Origin of the sequence: Mycobacterium triplex, assembly GCF_000689255.1 — a bacterium.
Lineage (GTDB): Bacteria > Actinomycetota > Actinomycetes > Mycobacteriales > Mycobacteriaceae > Mycobacterium > Mycobacterium triplex.
In genome coordinates, this window is sequence record NZ_HG964446.1 from 512,430 (window position 1) to 529,442 (window position 17,013).

At 60.4% G+C, this 17,013-nt stretch carries 15 protein-coding genes; 12 read left to right on the plus strand and 3 right to left on the minus strand.

Annotated elements, in window-relative coordinates; genetic code table 11:
• Nucleotides 1–61: 61 nt before the first annotated feature.
• On the minus strand, nt 62–1,873 hold the full coding sequence (locus BN973_RS02325) for an FAD-dependent monooxygenase (RefSeq protein ID WP_084163270.1): 1,812 nt from the start codon (nt 1,871–1,873) through the stop codon (nt 62–64).
• Between the two features lie 487 nt (nt 1,874–2,360).
• Entirely contained in the window at nt 2,361–2,978 is a 618-nt protein-coding gene (locus tag BN973_RS02330) for an NADPH-dependent FMN reductase (RefSeq protein ID WP_198048878.1), read from the minus strand.
• Between the two features lie 1,210 nt (nt 2,979–4,188).
• Here BN973_RS02330 and BN973_RS02335 point away from each other — a divergent pair.
• From BN973_RS02335 to BN973_RS02390, 12 genes are read left to right on the plus strand one after another with little or no spacing between them, the layout of a single operon-like run.
• Nucleotides 4,189–4,899 (plus strand): MlaE family ABC transporter permease, encoded by a 711-nt coding sequence (locus BN973_RS02335; RefSeq protein WP_036465651.1) that lies wholly within the window; start codon nt 4,189–4,191, stop codon nt 4,897–4,899.
• Nucleotides 4,896–5,750 (plus strand): ABC transporter permease, encoded by an 855-nt coding sequence (locus BN973_RS02340; RefSeq protein ID WP_036465652.1) that lies wholly within the window; start codon nt 4,896–4,898, stop codon nt 5,748–5,750. The genes BN973_RS02335 and BN973_RS02340 overlap by 4 nt, the downstream gene beginning before the upstream one ends.
• A 3-nt stretch (nt 5,751–5,753) precedes the next feature.
• Nucleotides 5,754–7,229, plus strand: a complete 1,476-nt coding sequence (locus BN973_RS02345; RefSeq protein ID WP_036465653.1) for an MCE family protein — start codon at nt 5,754–5,756, stop codon at nt 7,227–7,229.
• Nucleotides 7,226–8,254 carry an MCE family protein gene (locus tag BN973_RS02350; RefSeq protein WP_036465655.1) on the plus strand — a complete coding sequence of 343 codons (1,029 nt, stop codon included), beginning with the start codon at nt 7,226–7,228 and terminating at the stop codon, nt 8,252–8,254. Before BN973_RS02345 ends, BN973_RS02350 begins: the two co-directional genes overlap by 4 nt.
• Nucleotides 8,251–9,564 (plus strand): MCE family protein, encoded by a 1,314-nt coding sequence (locus tag BN973_RS02355; protein WP_036465657.1) that lies wholly within the window; start codon nt 8,251–8,253, stop codon nt 9,562–9,564. The genes BN973_RS02350 and BN973_RS02355 overlap by 4 nt, the downstream gene beginning before the upstream one ends.
• A complete protein-coding gene (locus BN973_RS02360; RefSeq protein WP_036465658.1) occupies nt 9,561–10,901 on the plus strand; it encodes an MCE family protein in 1,341 nt (446 codons plus the stop codon). Before BN973_RS02355 ends, BN973_RS02360 begins: the two co-directional genes overlap by 4 nt.
• Complete coding sequence (locus BN973_RS02365) at nt 10,898–12,031, plus strand: virulence factor Mce family protein (protein ID WP_051641081.1); 1,134 nt, start codon at nt 10,898–10,900, stop codon at nt 12,029–12,031. The genes BN973_RS02360 and BN973_RS02365 overlap by 4 nt, the downstream gene beginning before the upstream one ends.
• Before the next feature lie 11 nt (nt 12,032–12,042).
• On the plus strand, nt 12,043–13,491 hold the full coding sequence (locus tag BN973_RS02370) for an MCE family protein (protein ID WP_036471943.1): 1,449 nt from the start codon (nt 12,043–12,045) through the stop codon (nt 13,489–13,491).
• Nucleotides 13,492–13,494: 3 nt separating this feature from the next.
• Entirely contained in the window at nt 13,495–14,133 is a 639-nt protein-coding gene (locus tag BN973_RS02375) for a YfgM family protein (RefSeq protein ID WP_232232011.1), read from the plus strand.
• Complete coding sequence (locus BN973_RS02380; RefSeq protein WP_198048879.1) at nt 14,130–14,780, plus strand: hypothetical protein; 651 nt, start codon at nt 14,130–14,132, stop codon at nt 14,778–14,780. Before BN973_RS02375 ends, BN973_RS02380 begins: the two co-directional genes overlap by 4 nt.
• A gap of 14 nt (nt 14,781–14,794) precedes the next feature.
• On the plus strand, nt 14,795–15,130 hold the full coding sequence (locus tag BN973_RS02385; RefSeq protein ID WP_051641082.1) for a DUF732 domain-containing protein: 336 nt from the start codon (nt 14,795–14,797) through the stop codon (nt 15,128–15,130).
• 23 nt (nt 15,131–15,153) lie between these two features.
• Nucleotides 15,154–15,804 (plus strand): CAP domain-containing protein, encoded by a 651-nt coding sequence (locus BN973_RS02390; RefSeq protein WP_036465661.1) that lies wholly within the window; start codon nt 15,154–15,156, stop codon nt 15,802–15,804.
• A 92-nt stretch (nt 15,805–15,896) separates the two neighbouring features.
• Here the strand turns inward: BN973_RS02390 and BN973_RS02395 are convergent, their stop codons facing one another.
• Nucleotides 15,897–17,009 (minus strand): alcohol dehydrogenase catalytic domain-containing protein, encoded by a 1,113-nt coding sequence (locus BN973_RS02395; protein ID WP_084163272.1) that lies wholly within the window; start codon nt 17,007–17,009, stop codon nt 15,897–15,899.
• Between the last annotated feature and the right edge of the window lie 4 nt (nt 17,010–17,013).

Here is a 17,013-nt window from a genome sequence, read left to right on the forward strand (position 1 = left end):
GAACAGGTGGAAACTTTCGGCCGCCCGCCGGATTGCGCTCCAACCAGCTGGTGCTGTGGCCTTAGTTGGTCGCGTGCGCGTCGGTGGCTGGATGGGTGGTCGGGTCGGGTTTTTTGCCGTGTTTGTGTTTTTGTTCGTCGGTTCGGGCGAGGGCTTGATGGAGGGCGGCGCGAAGTACGTCCTCGGTCTGCTTGGGTCGACTGGCGCAGCGCCAGGCGATGTGTCGGTCGGGTCGCACGAGCAGTGCGCCCCGGTCATCGATTTCGCGTAACGCTGCCCAGTCGCCCAGGACGTCGTCGTATTCGCAGCGATAGCCGACCCGGTACACGGGCAGTTCGATGCCGAGTTCGGCGCTGAGCTTGTCCGCTGCCTGGGCCCACGGTTCACCGCCTATGCCCACGATCAAGCAGAAGCGTCCATGTCCAGCCAGATCCAGTGTCGATACTTTCTTGCGTTGGTGTTCGACCCAGGCGTGCGGCAGATATGCCCCGGGGTGAGTGGTTGGCTGGTAATGCAACACTGGATCACGCGTCGGTTCTGGGAATGGTGTCCCGTCATCGATCACCGCCCGCGAGGTGTAGCGCTGACCAAGTTCCACGCCAAGAGCGTTGGATCGATAGTTTTGCAGTGCCACCGCCGCGGCCAGGGCCTCGCGTTGTTCAGCTGCACCCGGCGCGTCGGAGGCGAGGTTGTTCAAGGACACCCACGCCTCTTCGGGCGACTGCTCACGACGCAGCCCAAGTGCTTCGACCGCGGCAGCTTGATTCTTTAAGTTCTGGATTGCCCGGTCGACGATTTGTTTGCCGACGGGCTGGCGTTCCTCGTGGTAGCTGTCGAGCAGGTCCTCGCCGGCGCGTCCTGAGAGCACATAGGCCAGCTTCCAGGCCAGGTTGTAGGCGTCCTGGATCGAGGTGTTGCTGCCCAGACCTCCCGCCGGCGGGTGGCGATGGGCCGCATCGCCCATCAAGAAAACCCGCCCACGGCGGTACTCCTTGGCCACTACATTATTGACCTGCCACTTGCTGGTGCCCTTCAGCCGGATTTGTGCGCTGGGATCCCCGATCAACGTACGCGTGAACTGTGTTACCGCGGCCTCAGAGGTGTCGGGCTCGCCCTGTGACGGGTCATACTCACGCATCAGCACCCAGTCACTAAATGGGCGCACACAAATGAAGGCACCCGAGCCCACCCACGAATCCGCCCCCGGCTGCAAGATCGTGTAGATCACTCCGGGTCGGTGCGCGGCGTATTCAGCAAGATCGACCTCGACCCACATATTCAACATATGTTTGATTGCCGATTCGCCCTCGATCCGGAAGCCAAGCTGCTCGGCCACCCGCGAACGCCCACCATCGGCGCCGATCACATACTGTGACCGAACCAGATACTCGCCCTCCGCATCGCGGACCCGAGACAGGACTGCCTCCGGGGATGGCGTCACGTCCAGGAGCTCATGGGAGAAGCGGACGTCCGCGCCCCGCTCGACCGCCGCTTGAAGCAACTCTGGCTCGACCAGGTGCTGGCCAGCGTTGTACCCGTCGCAGGGACTGGCCGCCACGTAGTCGGCCATTCGAGCCCCGGTGCCATACGAGGCGTAACGGAAGATCTCCGGGCCCGTGAAGCTCGTCGCAATCACATTGTTGCCGAGCGTCTTTAAAGGGATTCCTACCGCACGCACCCGGTGCTCGATGCCGAGATCGCGCAGGGTCTCGACCGTGCGCTGATTGGTGATCGTTGCGCGCGGTTGGGGTGCCGTGCCGGGATGGCGCGAGATGGTGATTGCCGAGATGCTGAACATCCCTAGGAACGCAGATGCAGTTAAACCCGCGGGTCCCGCACCAACAACCAAGACGTCAGTTTCGAACGTGCGCATGGCTATCCTCCGACCGTTCTGTCAGCGACACCCGGTCATCGCGGCGGCAGCGCTGCTATCCAGTCCGCAGGTCGAGGGTCGTGATCTTGTGTGCTGTCTAGCAATCAGCACCAACCAACTGCCAGCATCCTGTTCCGTTGAATGGACGGCATCAAGCACGCCGCCGCAAGGTGTCACTAGCTCGATCACCTACTGCTCCACGGCGACAACGCTTTTGCGGCGCAGTATTGGGAAAAAACCAGATGGGCGAGATTCTTGATACCCACGATTGCGAACTGACGGAGCAAGGACGGTTCATCCGGTCCGAGTTGGGGGCCAATAGACGGACATTTGCCCGCGAGGATCGCTGCACGCAGTCGACCAGCGGGAGAACGGATGCGCGAGAGTTGGCCGCATCGTGCACCATATCGAGCTAGGCCATGGAGCGCTGTTGACCGACTCGACGGCTCTAGGGGCTCTTCATTAAGCGATCGCACATTGCAGCATGTCATCGCGGCAGGACCGGCGTCGCGCCTTCGTGGATCGCCGCGGCCGGCTGGCGCGTTGCGCGAAGATTCGAAAGAGGGCCGGCCCAATGTCGGAGCTCGTCGAGCATCGCAACGGCGGCGGCTTCGAGTTCCGGGCCGGGCTTGAAATCGCTGCCCTGAATCAGTTTGAAGACGAAGGGGATCGAGACCGCCTCGGGGATTGGCATCATCTTCAGCGTGGTCACGATCTGTTTGATCACCTCCACCGCGCGGGTGCCAGCGGATACGCCGCCATAGCTTACGAAACCGACTGGCTTGTAATGCCATTCGTGGTGCAAGTAACTTAGCGCGTTGATCAGGCTTGGCGGCGGCCCGTGGTTGTACTCAGGGGTGACAAAGACGAAGGCTTCGGCCTGGTCGACCTTCATACTCCACCGTCGCGTGTGTTCCTTGGTGTAAAGCGCATCGCGGGGAAGATTTGGCTCGTCGAGCATGGGCAGGCCGAACTCGACCAGGTCGAGAAGTTCGACCTCAAAACCGCCGTGCTGCCTTGCAGCGTCGGCGGCCCAGGCCCCTATGCGGCCACCGAGCCGCCCGGGGCGAGTGCTAGCTATGACGACCCGCAATTTCGACACCATTCGCTTCTCCCGTGTTGACGAGTCCGCCTGTACGCATCGTTGGTATGCGGGGTGCCCATTCAAACGCCAGTCGTCAGTTCCAACTGTCGGGACCGGCAGGTGTCCGCGTTCCGTGGTCCGGGATCAGCGTCAGGCTCGAGGGCTTTTTCGTCATCTCGATGCGGGAGGCTTGACTGGCGCCAAGACCGTCCTAGCTTCCTTTACCCGACCGTTTCGACGTTCCTGGACAATCCCGCGCGCAGGGAGTGAGATGAGCGCGATTGCCTTGTGGGCCGTTGTAGCGGTGGATGCCGAATTCCGCAGGTACATCGTGTTTATCGAGCGAGCCGTTGGTCCGCACACCACCAACGGGACGGTTACTGTGTGTCACTGCGGTTTCCGGGTCGAACTGACTCCCTGGTCATTGTGGAGCCAGCGCCAAGATTTGGCCGGTACTCGAACACCACAATGGCGCGCGACCGCGTCCGATCCCACTGGGCGGAACTTATTCCTTGCCGCACGCGGAGCCTAGTGCGCACGATCCTCGACGCGGACGACGACAGGACGGATGAAGGTGAGTCAACATCGTCTCGCGAAGCGCAAGGTAGCGGAGGGCGCATGACGCGTACAGATCTCGGATCGAAGGAGACGCAATATGTCTTAACGCCGACGATCTCGGCGGTACGTCTGACATCGGGGGAGGACCCCGCGGGCAGGGGCCGCATCAAGCGCGCCTCACACGACTCGACACGGGTGACATTCATCCCTCGAGCCCGGCCGATCCCATTCCAAGCGACTGACCGAAGATCGGCTCAGCTGTCGACGGTCATAGGAAAACAACGCACCAAAAAGGGAGTTAACAAATGACGATCCACAAGGTCGTGGTCGGATCGGCCAGCGCATCTTGCCGATTGCCGAAGATGTTCGCTCCCGGCCGATTCGTGCACAGCTCTTGGTGGCAACCGGGCCCAACTGTTACTAGTTGCATCTGGTGAGCGGGCTTTTTGGTCCGGAGGTTCGAATGGTGGACGACCACGCGACTGCTACGTCGCTGCTGGCCGGTCGATCGGTCCCGAGCGGCCAAAGTGCCAACGGTGCAAAGATTCTCGGCGGTGTTCGACTGTCTGACGTCCGACGTTCCGGCGGTCACATTCGCGGCACTGGAAATCACGGCATTGCAATCACCGATAGGGTCGCAAGACCGGTTCGTGCTTTCGGCGGCTTCTTCGCCATGTGCCTGGATACGTTCGTGATGATGTTCCGGCCGCCCTGGGCTTGGCGAGAGTTTGTATTCCAGACCTGGTTCGTGGCACGTGTGTCCCTCGCACCAGCGGTCTTCATGGCTATCCCACTAATTGTGCTGGGGACCTACACCCTCAACATTCTCCTCGTAGAGTTTGGGGCTGGTGACCTATCGGGATCCGGTGTGGCATTTCTTGCGCTGACGCAAAGTGGCCCAATCGTAACGGTTCTCGTGATCTCCGGTGCGGCCGCCAGCGCGACTTGTGCTGACCTCGGCGCGCGTGCGATCCGTGAAGAACTCGATGCAATGCGTGTTCTGGGCATTAACCCGATCCAGGCGCTAGTGGTGCCGCGTGTGTTGGCGACAACCTTGGTCTCAGTTTTGCTTGCGTCCATCGTCACGATGGTCGGCCTCGTGTGCGCATTCTTTTTCTCAGTATTCCTGCAGCACATTACTTCTGGCGCGTTCGTGGGGGGCCTAACGTTGCTGGCCGGTGTGTCCGAGGTCGTTATCTGCTTAGTTAAGGCGGCGATCTTCGGTCTGTCAGGGAGTCTGATCGCTTGCTATAAAGGCATGTCGGTAGGTGGTGGTCCCGCCGGGGTCGGAAATGCAGTCAACGAGACTGTGGTGTACACATTCCTGGCGTTGTTTCTCCTCAACATGATCGCCACGGCCGTCGGAGTGAAGGCAACGCTGTGACGCAGGCAGCGCCTAGCCCGCTTCATCCAAGATTGCGCCGCGCCGTTGGCGGCACGGCGCAAGGCTGGAACCGGCTAGGGGTGCAGGCTCGTTTCTACGCAGAGACGATTCGCGGTAGCAGAGATGCGATTCTTCGGTATCCGAGCGAATTGCTTCGGCTCATCGCCGAAATGAGCCTTGGCATTGGTGCGCTGGCATTGATCGGCGGCGCGGTGGTCATCATTGGATTCCTGACGCTATCGACCGGATCACTGCTAGCGATACAGCTATACCCCCAACTTCAGCAAGTTGGTGTCGACGCCTTGGCTGGATTTTTATCGGCGATGGTCAACGTCCGGTTCATTGGTCCGCTGATCGCCGGTATCGGGCTTGCCGCAACGATTGGTGCTGGCGCGACAGCTCAACTGGGCGCCATGCGGATCAGCGAGGAGATTGACGCGCTCGAGGCGATGGGTATCCGCGCCGTCCCCTACTTGTGTTCGAGCCGATTGGTGGCCGGCGTCATTGTGGTCATGCCGTTGTTTTCGGTCGCGATGTTGATGGCATTTACGGCCACGCGCGTCGGCACTACGGCCGTGTATGGGCAATCGACTGGCGTCTACGACCATTACTTCAACACCTTTCTCAACCCCGCTGATTTACTCTGGTCCTTCTTCCAGGCGGTAGTACTGGCCATCGTCGTGATGCTGATCCACACCCACTACGGTTTCAGCGCATCGGGCGGCCCGGCGGGCGTCGGCGAAGCCGTAGGACGGGCGGTCCGTGCCTCGCTTGTCGCAGTCGTCGTCGTTACGCTGTTGGTGTCGTTAGCCATATACGGGCCCTCCGGCAGCTTCCACCTTTCGGGTTAGCGCATGAAATCGAGACGGGAAGGCCGACTCCACCCAGCGTGGTGGGCGCTCATTCTCGTGGCCGTCGTGGCCATATTCGTATTCGCTACAATTTCGCGGTTCCTAGGAACTTTCGACTCCAACGTGCCTGTTGTGGTTACCTCAGATCGGTCTGGTCTGGTTATGGAGCCCGGCGCGAAAGTCAAGCTGCGCGGTGTAGAAGTTGGGCGGGTCAGCGACCTTCGGGGCCGTTACGACTCGGTGCGTCTAAATCTCGAAATATTCCCCGATCAAGTCAAGCACATTCCAGCGAACGTGAAGGCGCAGATCCGTTCGACCACATTGTTCGGAACCAAGTACATCGAACTCACCCTCCCCGACGACCCCAGCTCGAAGCGGCTGGCCGCCGGCATGGTCATTCCAGCGCAAAACGTTGCGACTGAGGTGAATACCGTCTTCCAGAATTTGGTGAACGTGCTGAACCAGATCGACCCGGCCAAGCTCGATGGCGTCTTGACAGCACTTTCAGAGGGCTTGCGGGGACAAGGACCCAGGTTAGGTGAGGCGACTACTAAGGCCAATCAGGTGTTACTCGCAATGAACACGCGCACCGAGGCAATCCGGCGGGATTGGCGATCGCTGAAGGGATTCACCGACACCTATAGCGATGCAGCTCAACATATTCTAGCGGTACTCGATGCGGCCAGCACCACCAGCACAACTATTGTCAGCGATGCGGCAGCGCTGGATGCGCTGCTGGTCAACGTCATTGGCTTCTCGGAAGCCGGTACTAACCTCTTCGCACCGAACAAAGGCAACTTGATCCGAGCGGTCAACGACTTGGAACCGACGACGGCGCTGCTGCTTAAGTACAACCCGGAGCTGACCTGCGTGCTGGTGGGCGCCTACACGACCCTCACCAAGTACTCCTATGCCGACACCGTTGGAGCCAATGGGTTCTCCGGGGCCACCTCGGTCGGCCTCGAGTGGGGTGACGATCCATATAAATACCCGGACAACCTGCCGATCGTTGCCGCGAAAGGCGGTGAGGGAGGCAAACCAGGATGTGGGTCATTGCCAGACGTTTCCAAGAACTGGCCAGTGCGGCAACTGGTCACCAACACCGGTTGGGGTACCGGGCTGGATTGGCGACCAAACCCCGGCATCGGATTTCCTGGGTGGGCCGACTACTTTCCCGTCACCCGTGCTGTGCCCGAGCCGCCAAGCATCCGTTACCCTGGCGGCCCTGCACCAGGTCCACCACCTGCTTACCCGGGTGGGCCACCCTACGGCGCGCCATGGTACGCGCCAGACGGCGCGCCGTTGTTTCCTGGACTGCCACAGCGCCTGCCGTCGGATCCGCCGCCACCCGATGCGTCCAATCCGTCGCCTGAATTGCAACCATCTGCGCCGCCGCTCCAATCGCGGGAGCCGACGCCGCCCTCGCCCGATGGTGCAGCACGCGAAGCTCCACAAGTAGTGAGCGGACAACAGCAATGAGAAACAGACTCAAGGGTGTTATGTGGCGATTGGGAATCTTTTTCGCGATCAGCCTGCTGTTCATGGCCGCAATGTTCGCGATCTTCGCTCAGGTGCGCTTCCAAGCAGAAAAGCAATACACGGCCGAGTTCTCCAATGTGTCCGGGCTAAAAGAAGGCCAGTTCGTCCGCATCGCCGGCGTGGAAGTCGGTAAAGTTAAACAACTTTCGCTGCGCCCTGACACGACGGTCTCGGTGAAGTTCAGTGCCGACGACTCGGTTGTGCTCACTCATGGCAGCAGGGTCGTAATCCGCTACGACGACCTGGTCGGCGGTCGCTACCTGGCGCTTGAGGAAGGTGCTGGAAGTACTATTCCACTTAAACCTGGTGACACCATCCCGCTATCCAACACCTCGCCGGCGTTGGACTTGGATGCATTGATCGGCGGGTTTCGCCCGTTGTTTCGTGCGCTTGACCCCAAACAGGTGAACGCGCTTTCAGGCCAGTTGATCGCAGCCTTCCAAGGACAAGGCGAAACGCTTAACTCTTTCTTCGAGCAGACTGCCGCGCTGACGACGATGCTCGCAGACCGCGACCAGCTCATCGGTCAGGTCGTCGTCAACCTTAACACCGTGCTGGGTTCACTAGGCGACCAAAACAGTCAGTTCGCGAAGGCGGTTGACTCATTGTCACAGCTGGTTTCGACGCTGGCTGCCCGCAAGGACGACATCAGCAACGCCGTGGCCTACTCCAACGCGGCGGCGAGCTCCATCGCCAGCTTGCTGTCGCAATCGCGTCCACTGATCCAACGTGTCGTTCATGAAACCGACCGCACGGGCGGAGTCGTGCTAGCCGATCATGACTACGTCGACAACCTTATCGCCACGCTGCCCGATGCCTATCAGGCGCTGAGCCGACAAGGCCTGTACGGCGACTACTTTGGCTTCTACCTGTGCAACTTGTCGCTAAAAGTCAACGGCAAGGGTGGACAGCCGGTGTACATCAAAGTCATCAGCCAGCCCAGCGGACGGTGCACACCCAAGTGAAATCATTCTCAGAGCGCAGCCGCCTTGTCATCGGCGGGATCGCATTAGGACTAACGGCCGGAATCGTCTCGGCGGCATTGAACTACGACAAGCTACCCTTGATCAACCAAAACAAGAAGTACTCCGCCTATTTCGCTGAGGCCGGAGGCCTGACTCCCGATGCCGCCGTACAGATTTCAGGGCTACGCGTGGGACAGGTTGAAAGTATCGGGCTGGACGGTCCCAAGGTGCTGGTCACCTTCAACATCAATAAACACATCCCCATCGGTGATCGCACCGAGGCGGCCATTAAGACCAAGACCCTGCTGGGCGCAAAAATCCTCGAGCTCACCCCCCGCGGCAACGGTCGCCTGCGTGGCCCAATCCCGATCGACCGGACCCAATCGCCCTATCAGCTCCCCGACGCCCTAGGCGATCTGACGTTGACCATCAGCGGACTTAACACAGACCAGCTGTCGCAGTCGCTAGCCACGCTGTCGGATACGTTCAAAAACACACCTCCTACTTTGAAGTTGGCGCTACAGGGAGTCACCCGGTTTTCCGACACTCTCAACAGGCGCGACGAGCAGCTGCGCCACCTGTTGGCTAATGCGAACAAGACAACAGCGGTGCTGGCCGAGCGTAGCGATCAGGTGGTCAGCTTGGTCGCCAACACCAATTCGCTGCTGGCACAACTGCGAAGCCAAAGCGCAGCGCTGGACCAGATTTCAGCCAACATCTCGGCGCTAGCCATCCAACTCAAAGGCTTCATCGCCGAAAACCGTGACCCGTTCAAGCCGGCCCTGGACAAACTCAACGGGGTCCTCACCATCGTCGACAACCGCAAAGAACAGCTCCAAAAAGTCATCAAACAGCTCAACGCATATCTCATGTCGCTCGGGGAATCGGCGTCATCGGGCCCATTCTTCAAGGCCTACATCGCCAATCTTCTGCCGGGACAGTACTTGCAGCCCTTCATCGACGCTGCATTCTCAGACCTCGGCATAGATCCCAACGTCCTGCCGCCGTCGCAACTCACTGACCCGCAAGTAGGGCAGCCGGGAACGCCCGCGCTTCCGGTGCCTTATCCGCGCACCGGCCAGGGTGGTCCCCCGAATCTGAACCTGCCCGACGCGATCACAGGCAAGCCGGGTGATACCCGCTACCCCTACCGGCCCCCACTGCCGGCGCCACCTCCTGGCGGACCCCCGCCGGGACCTCCTGCGACCCCGCCGGGTCCGTGGCCGACACCAGAGCCACAATCCACGACCGTCACATTCCCACCTCTCGACATGCCCGATCAGCCAGCGCCGCAAAGGAGTCGGCAGTGACAAGACCACGCATCAGGGCGGTACTAGCAAGTGCCCTGGCACTCGTACTGGTCGCCGGATTCTTCACTGCGCTGCGGGCTAACAGCCGGATCGACCGCACCCACGTGGTGGGCTATTTCGCGAACAGCACAGGCATTTTCGTCGGAGACGACGTGCGAATTCTAGGTGTCCCCGTCGGAAAGATCGATCGGATCGAGCCCCAAGGTACCCGGGTTAAAATCACCTTCTGGTACGACGCCGCATACAATGTGCCGGCCGAAGCCAAGGCCGTGATCTTGTCTCCATCGCTGGTGCCGGTGCGAGCCATCCAACTGACACCGGCGTACACCGGCGGACCCGCGATGGTCGACAACGCCGTCATTCCACAAGAACGCACCGGCGTTCCGCTGGAATGGGACGAGCTCCGCCAACAACTGCAAAAACTCACCACGACATTGGAACCGACCCAGCCAGGCGGTGTTAGCGCATTGGGGTCTTTTATCAACACAGCCGCGGACAACCTGCGCGGCCAAGGCGCCAACATCCGAAAAGCACTCATCGAACTCTCACAAGCGTTTTCAGCGCTAGGTGATCACAGCGACGACATTTTCTCCACCGTTAAGAACCTGTCGACCCTAGTGTCGGCCCTACGAGACAGCACCGACGTCATACGTCAGCTAAACGCAAATCTGGCCGCGGCGACAGCACTGCTGTCCAACGGCCCCAACGAGATCGGCAATGCGGTTCGCGACGTCAACGACGTAGCCGCCGACGTGCAAAGCTTCGTCGCCGCCAACCGGGAAACACTGGGCACCACCTCAAACAAGGTGGCGTCGGTCAGTACCGCGCTCATCCAGAGTCTTGATGATCTCAAGCAGACACTTCACATCGCCCCGAACACGGTCCAAAACTTTATCAACGTCTATCACCCAGCCCAGGCCGCAATAGCCGGTGCAGCAGTCGTCAACACCTTCGCTAACCCGATCACCTTCCTGTGCGGAGCTATCCAGGCTGCCTCCCGGCTCAACGCCGAGCAGTCGGCGAAGCTATGCGTGCAATACCTGGCGCCGATTGTCAAGAATCGCCAATACAACTTCCTGCCGCTGGGCTTTAACCCGATAGTTGGCGCGACAGCGCGGCCCAATGAGCTGACGTACAGCGAAGATTGGCTACGGCCCGACCATCGTCCCAGCCAACCGCCACCGACTGCACCGCCGGCCGACTCGCTGAGGCCACCCGCAGAGGCGCCGCCACCAGCCGATCTGCCAGTCGCGTCGCCGCCCAATCCCGAACTGCGCCAGACCAATCCAGCGCAAGGTTTACAGGGACTCATGATGCCACCAGGAGCGGAATCGTGACCCGGCGCCGATGGGTCGGCGTCGTTGGTCTCGCGGTAGTGGCCGCGCTGGCCCCAGCAGCATGCGGTTGGCGGGGAGCGAACACACTGCCGCTGCCAGGAACCAGGGGCCACGGGCCGGGCGCATACAGCATCCAGGCGCAACTGCCCGATGTCGATAATATTCAACGTAATTCGCGCGTCCGAGTCGGAGATATCGATGTCGGCACCGTCACGCAGATCCAACGGCAGGGATGGCACGCGCTACTGACCCTGACAATCGACGGCGACGTGCGACTGCCATCCAACGCCACGGCCACGATCGGCCAGACCAGCCTCTTCGGCTCCAAACATGTCGAGCTCGCCCCACCCAAAGATATGCCACCACAGGGCAGACTGCACAACGGTTCGCAAATCCCGTTGTCATCCGCACGCACCTATCCCACAACAGAAAAGACCCTCGCAGCGGTATCAATGCTGCTCAACGGCGGTGGAATTGGGCAGATTCAAGACATCACGCAAGCGCTCAGCACGGCCTTCGCCGGACGTGAGCAAGACCTGCGTAGCCTCATTGAACAACTTGACACGTTCATTGGCTCCCTCAACAGCCAAATCGACGACATCATCGCGGCAACCGCAAGTCTGAACAACCTCGCCAGCCAAGTTGCCAACCAGAAACCGGTCATCGACAAAGCACTGAAAACTATTCCCAAGGCGCTAACAGTGCTCAAGGACCACCGCCAGAGCCTGGCCGGCGCGTTGGACTCGCTAGGGAAGTTCAGCGCAGTATCCGCTGACTCAGTGAACCAGACCAAGGACAGCGTCGTGAAGGAGCTCAACCAGCTCGGACCAGTCCTGCAGTCACTGGCCGACGCCGGCCCCTCACTGACTCGCTCCTTGAGTTTGTTATCGACATACCCATGGGTGAAAGAAGATGTCACGAACTGGTTCCGGGGTGACTTGGCAAACATCAGCCCCGTGTTCGATCTGACGCTCAGCAGACTTGACGCCGGGTTCTTCGTCGGTACCCGCTGGGAGGGCAACCTCACCGAGTTGGAGCTGCAATGGGGTCGCACGATAGGTCAAATACCCAGCCCCTACACCGCCGGCAACCCGTTAGTGGCTCCCTACCACTTCGACCAGGGGCCATAGAAGTGTTCGGGTTGCATCTGCGAAAAAGATCTGTCATCCAATTGGTGGTCTTCACCGTCATCTCCCTGACAGCGGCGCTGATCATGGGACTGGACTACATGCGTCTGCCCAGCCTCCTGTTCGGCGTCGGCCACTACGAGGTAACCATGCGGTTGCCCGAATCCGCCGGGTTGTACCAGCGGGCCAACGTCACCTACCTTGGCACCGAAGTAGGCCAAGTAAAGACGATTCACCTGACAGATAACGGCGTCGAAGCGGTCCTGTCACTCAACTCAGACATCGCCATCCCAGCCGATCTCGACGCCCAAGTGCACAGTCAGACAGCTGTCGGTGAGCAGTATGTGGAGCTGCTGCCGCGCAACGACACCGCGCCGCCCCTAAAAAACGGCGATGTCATCGCTCGCAACCGAACCACGATTCCACCCGATATCAACGAACTTCTGGCTGCGACCAACCGCGGTTTGCAGGCCATTCCCGGCGACAACCTCAAGACCGTGATCGACGAGTCCTACACCGCTTTCGGTGGACTAGGTCCCGAAATCTCACGGCTAGTAAAGGGATTGACCTCCCTGGCGACCGATGCCCATAAGAATCTTGACGGACTCACTAACCTGGCGGACAACGCCGCGCCGCTGCTAGACACCCAATCCGACACAGCTGACTCAGTCCGTGCCTGGGCCGCTCACCTCGCCACCGTCACTGACCAATTGCGAACCCACGACAGCGACCTCGGCGGGATACTACGAAAAGGTCCTGGGGCAGCCGACGAAGCCCACCGGCTCCTGGACCGGCTGCACCTGACTTTGCCCATCATTCTGGCAAACCTAGCCAGCATCGCGCCCGTTCTTGTCACTTACCAGGCAGACCTCGAACAGCTATTGGTACTGCTGCCTTTGGGGGTGGCGGCCCTGCAAGCGACAACCGCGGGAAGTCTCTACAGCAATAATCCAGTCAAAGGTTTCCAACTCGACTTCATCGCGAACCTCAACTTACCTCCCCCCTGCAGTACCGGATATCTACCGCCTCAGCAAATACGATCCGCCAGCGCCGAAGACTATCCGGATCGGCCGTCCGGCGATTTGTATTGCCGGGTTCCCCAGGACTCCCCACTCGATGTCCGTGGGGTTCGTAATATCCCGTGCGAGACGCGCCCAGGCAAACGAGCTCCCACCGTCAAGATGTGCGAGAGCGACGAGAACTACGTCCCCCTCAACGACGGCTTCAACTGGAAGGGCGACCCCAACGCAACACTATCCGGCCAGCCCGTCCCGCAGTTGCCACCAGGCGCTGTTCCCACGACGGCGCCAGCCCCTTCACCAGTCGCGGTCGCCCCATACGACCCCAACACCGGCACCTACATCGGCCCCGACGGGCAGCCGCACACCCAGTCGAACCTGACCCGCGACGGCGCCAAGCCCCGAACCTGGCAGGACCTCCTGACTCCGCCGAAAGGAAACTGACCGTTGACAATCCAGCCCCACACCGTGACAAAGCCGGCCGATGCGTCGATGGACGAGACCGGCAACATGGCGCCGCCAAGCGGCCGTGAGACGAACGAAGGCGCCACCGATCACGCAGCGGACACCGACGAAGCGGCAATGCGCCGCCCACGGGCTCAGCGCCGTGCGCATCGACTCGCGCTCGCGCTCGGTCTGACAGTGGTCATCGGGCTGTGCGCGCTTATCGGTTGGCTCGAATGGCGGGCGCACCAGTCATACCAAGCCCGCCAGCTGCGCTCACTTTTTCTGCAAGTGGGACGCCAGGGCGCAGTAAATCTGACCACGATCGATTGGCAACACGCCGATGCCGACGTCCAACGCATCTTAAACTCCGCTACCGGCACCTTCTACGACGATTTCTCCAAGCGGTCGCAACCCTTCATCGATGTGGTCAAGCAGGTCCATTCGAAATCCGAAGGCACGGTGACCGAGGCGGGGCTGGAATCCTCATCGGATAATGATGCCCAGGTTCTAGTCGCGGTAAGCGTGAAAAGTTCCAACACCGGTGCAGCAGAGCAGGATCCACGGGGTTGGCGAATGCGAATCTCGGTGCACAGAGCCGGCAACGAGGTCAAGGTGTCCAACGTGGAGTTCGTGCCATGAGCACAACAGTAAGGGGTGGCCGTAGCGGAGACACCGTCCACGAGGAGACCGCTCCGGTAGCCGCACCGACGACATCCGAGACACCTCAAGACGACGAGGAATCCGCGGACGGCGCCTCGGACGCGATTGGCGTCAAGACTGCTGGGAAACAGCGTAATACGGACGGAAGATGGTCGCGCGTAATCGTATTCGCCGTTATACCCGTGTTGGCGATGGCCTTGGCTGCGGTAGCGGGGTATCTGAAGTGGCAGGACGCGTCAATCCGTGAGTCGGATAGCTGGGCCGCACAGTCTGTTCGGGTTGCGACCGAAGACACAATCGCAATGTTGTCCTACCACCCCGAAACGGTGGATAAAGAACTCACCACGGCCCGCGACCGAATGACCGGCAACTTTCGCGACGCGTACCTGCGGCTTATCAATGAGGTTGTTATTCCCGGCGCCAAACAAAAACGTGTCACGGCGGTGGCTACGGTTCCGGCGGCCGCTTCGGTATCAGTGACCGAAAATCGGGCGGTCGTCATGGTTTTCGTGAACCAAACCACGACGATTGGCAATGATCCGCCCACCGACACCGTATCCACTGTGCGGGTCACCCTCGACAAAGTCAATGAACGATGGCTCGTCTCTCAATTCCAGCCCATCTAAGCCGCCCGGTATCGATGATGGCTCCCGTAACCGCGATCTTTTGTATTGCGACGCTTCTCACTCCGCGCGCCTCTGCTGACGCGGTGGCATATTTGCTCAACGTAACTGTGCGGCCGGGCTACAACTTCCCCAACGCTGACGAGGCCTTGCGCTACGGACACGGCGTCTGCGACAAGGTGAGTGCAGGACACACTTACGCGCAGGTCATGGGCGACATCAAAGCTGACTTCAACACCTCCGACGAATACCAAGCCTCCTATCTGATCAGTCAGGCCGTCAATGAGCTATGCCCGGCGCTGATCTGGCAGTTACGACAATCAGCGGCCGGCTACCGGCCACCGACGCCGTGACAACGGCAAAAAGGAGAACCAACGTGATGTATCGAACACTTGCGCTTCCTGCATCGATTGCCGTGGTTGCCGGCGCCGTGCTCGGAGCCCGCGCCGCGCACGCCGACAATGACAACAACACGCTCATACCGAACAACAAGCGACTCAACGACGGGATCGTGGCCAACGTTTACACCATGCAGCACCAGGCAGGGTGCACCAACGACGTGAAGTCCAATCCTCAGTTACGGCAAGCCGCACAACGGCACACCCATGATGTGCTGATCAACCGGAGCCTCGACGGCGACATCGGATCGGATGGTTCCACGCCAAACGACCGCGCGTCCGCCGCCGGGTTCGAGGGAAAGATCGCCGAAACCGTGGCAATCAATCCCGCAATCGCGATCAGCGGCATCGAGGTTCTCCACCAGTGGTATTACAACCCCGCAGATTTCGCCATCATGTCCGACTGCGCCTACACCCAAATCGGGGTGTGGTCGGAAAACAGCCTGGATCGGAGCGTCGTGGTCGCTGTGTATGGGCAGCCACAGCGGCCGATCGACACGCGAGGCAGTGTAAGTGGACCGGATCCGAACCCAGATTATGACGCCAGCGATGAGGTCGAGTTCGGCATGAAATGGCTGCCCTGGATTCTCCGGGGCGTGTACCCACCCCCCGCCTACCCTCCGCAATAGGCTTGAGAGTCTTACCGGAGCGCTGCGGCAGCGAGCCGCCGTGCTGGAAAGTCTGCGCTAGCTCGCTGACCGCGCTCAGGTCGTCTATCTGCTCACGGGCAGATGACATAGTTGCTGAACCCGCCGCGACGATTTTTCATGAGCGACAAAGCATCGTTGACGTCAGCGAGTTTGAAAATTTCGTGCTCAAACACCGACAGATCGACTTGACCGGCGGCCGCCATGTCGGCCATCTCTTGGCCATCGGCGGTAGTAAACCACGTGCTGCCGATAAAGGATTGGTCCCTCGACATAGCCGCGAACATATCAATCGGAACCAATTCGGTGACCCCACCGACGTTGACATGAACGCCGCCTCGGCGCAGGGTGCTCATCGCAGTAAGCAATGGTTCCTTCGGCGTCTCCGTAAACAGAGCGTCGATGACAGCTGGCACTCCGGTGCCGCCGGTGAGCCTGTGCACCCAATCGGTAAGCGGCTCCTCGTCATAGGCGGAGTGAACTTGGATTCGCCCGGGATTGATGGCACGCACACTCTCAAGCAAACCACGGTCGCGACCTGTACCAAGGATTTGTTGAACCCCCAGTCCCAACGCGAACAAGGCAATGCCCAGCCCCAGGGTTCCGCTGATGCCATTGATGAGCACGGTGCTCCCCGGCCCCACTCCGGCGCGACGTAGGGCCCGATAGCCAGTGCCAAGGTACCCCCAGCGTGCCGCCGTCTCGTGCGAGACCTGGTCGGCTAGCTTGACCAAACTGTATACCGGTGCCGTCATGAACTCGCAGAACCCTCCGTACGGATAGTCGTCAAACAGCGCCTGAGAGTGCTTGCTGAATCCGAAATAGCCGTTGAATGTGAACGCCGGGCAGGACTGCGGGTGGTACATGCGGCAGTCTCGGCAGCCCCCACAGTACCTGGCCGGGTTTACATAAACGCGATCTCCGATTTCCAGGCCGTGCACCTGGGCTCCCTTTTCGACGACCACGCCAGTCGCGTCAAGACCGAAGACAGCTGGCAGTTTTGGCATGCAGAGGACCGGAAAGTCATACAAGCGGCGTAATACATTTCCTAGGTTGGGCACGATTCCGCATGCCTTCACTTCAACCAGCACGTCGGTGGGTCGAGGGACGGGAACCTCGACTTCATCTATGCGCAGGGGCTCGCCAATCTTATGCAGGCGCGCGGCCCGCATGGTGCGTGACATCATTGTC

What these genes read in the sequence shown, in the direction of transcription:
- BN973_RS02325 (WP_084163270.1), bottom strand. Translation starts at nt 1,873, where the DNA reads ATGCGCACGTTCGAAACTGACGTCTTGGTTGTTGGTGCGGGACCCGCG.
- BN973_RS02330 (WP_198048878.1), bottom strand. Translation starts at nt 2,978, where the DNA reads ATGGTGTCGAAATTGCGGGTCGTCATAGCTAGCACTCGCCCCGGGCGG.
- BN973_RS02335 (WP_036465651.1), top strand. Translation starts at nt 4,189, where the DNA reads ATGTGCCTGGATACGTTCGTGATGATGTTCCGGCCGCCCTGGGCTTGG.
- BN973_RS02345 (WP_036465653.1), top strand. Translation starts at nt 5,754, where the DNA reads ATGAAATCGAGACGGGAAGGCCGACTCCACCCAGCGTGGTGGGCGCTC.
- BN973_RS02350 (WP_036465655.1), top strand. Translation starts at nt 7,226, where the DNA reads ATGAGAAACAGACTCAAGGGTGTTATGTGGCGATTGGGAATCTTTTTC.
- BN973_RS02380 (WP_198048879.1), top strand. Translation starts at nt 14,130, where the DNA reads ATGAGCACAACAGTAAGGGGTGGCCGTAGCGGAGACACCGTCCACGAG.
- BN973_RS02385 (WP_051641082.1), top strand. Translation starts at nt 14,795, where the DNA reads ATGATGGCTCCCGTAACCGCGATCTTTTGTATTGCGACGCTTCTCACT.
- BN973_RS02395 (WP_084163272.1), bottom strand. Translation starts at nt 17,009, where the DNA reads ATGATGTCACGCACCATGCGGGCCGCGCGCCTGCATAAGATTGGCGAG.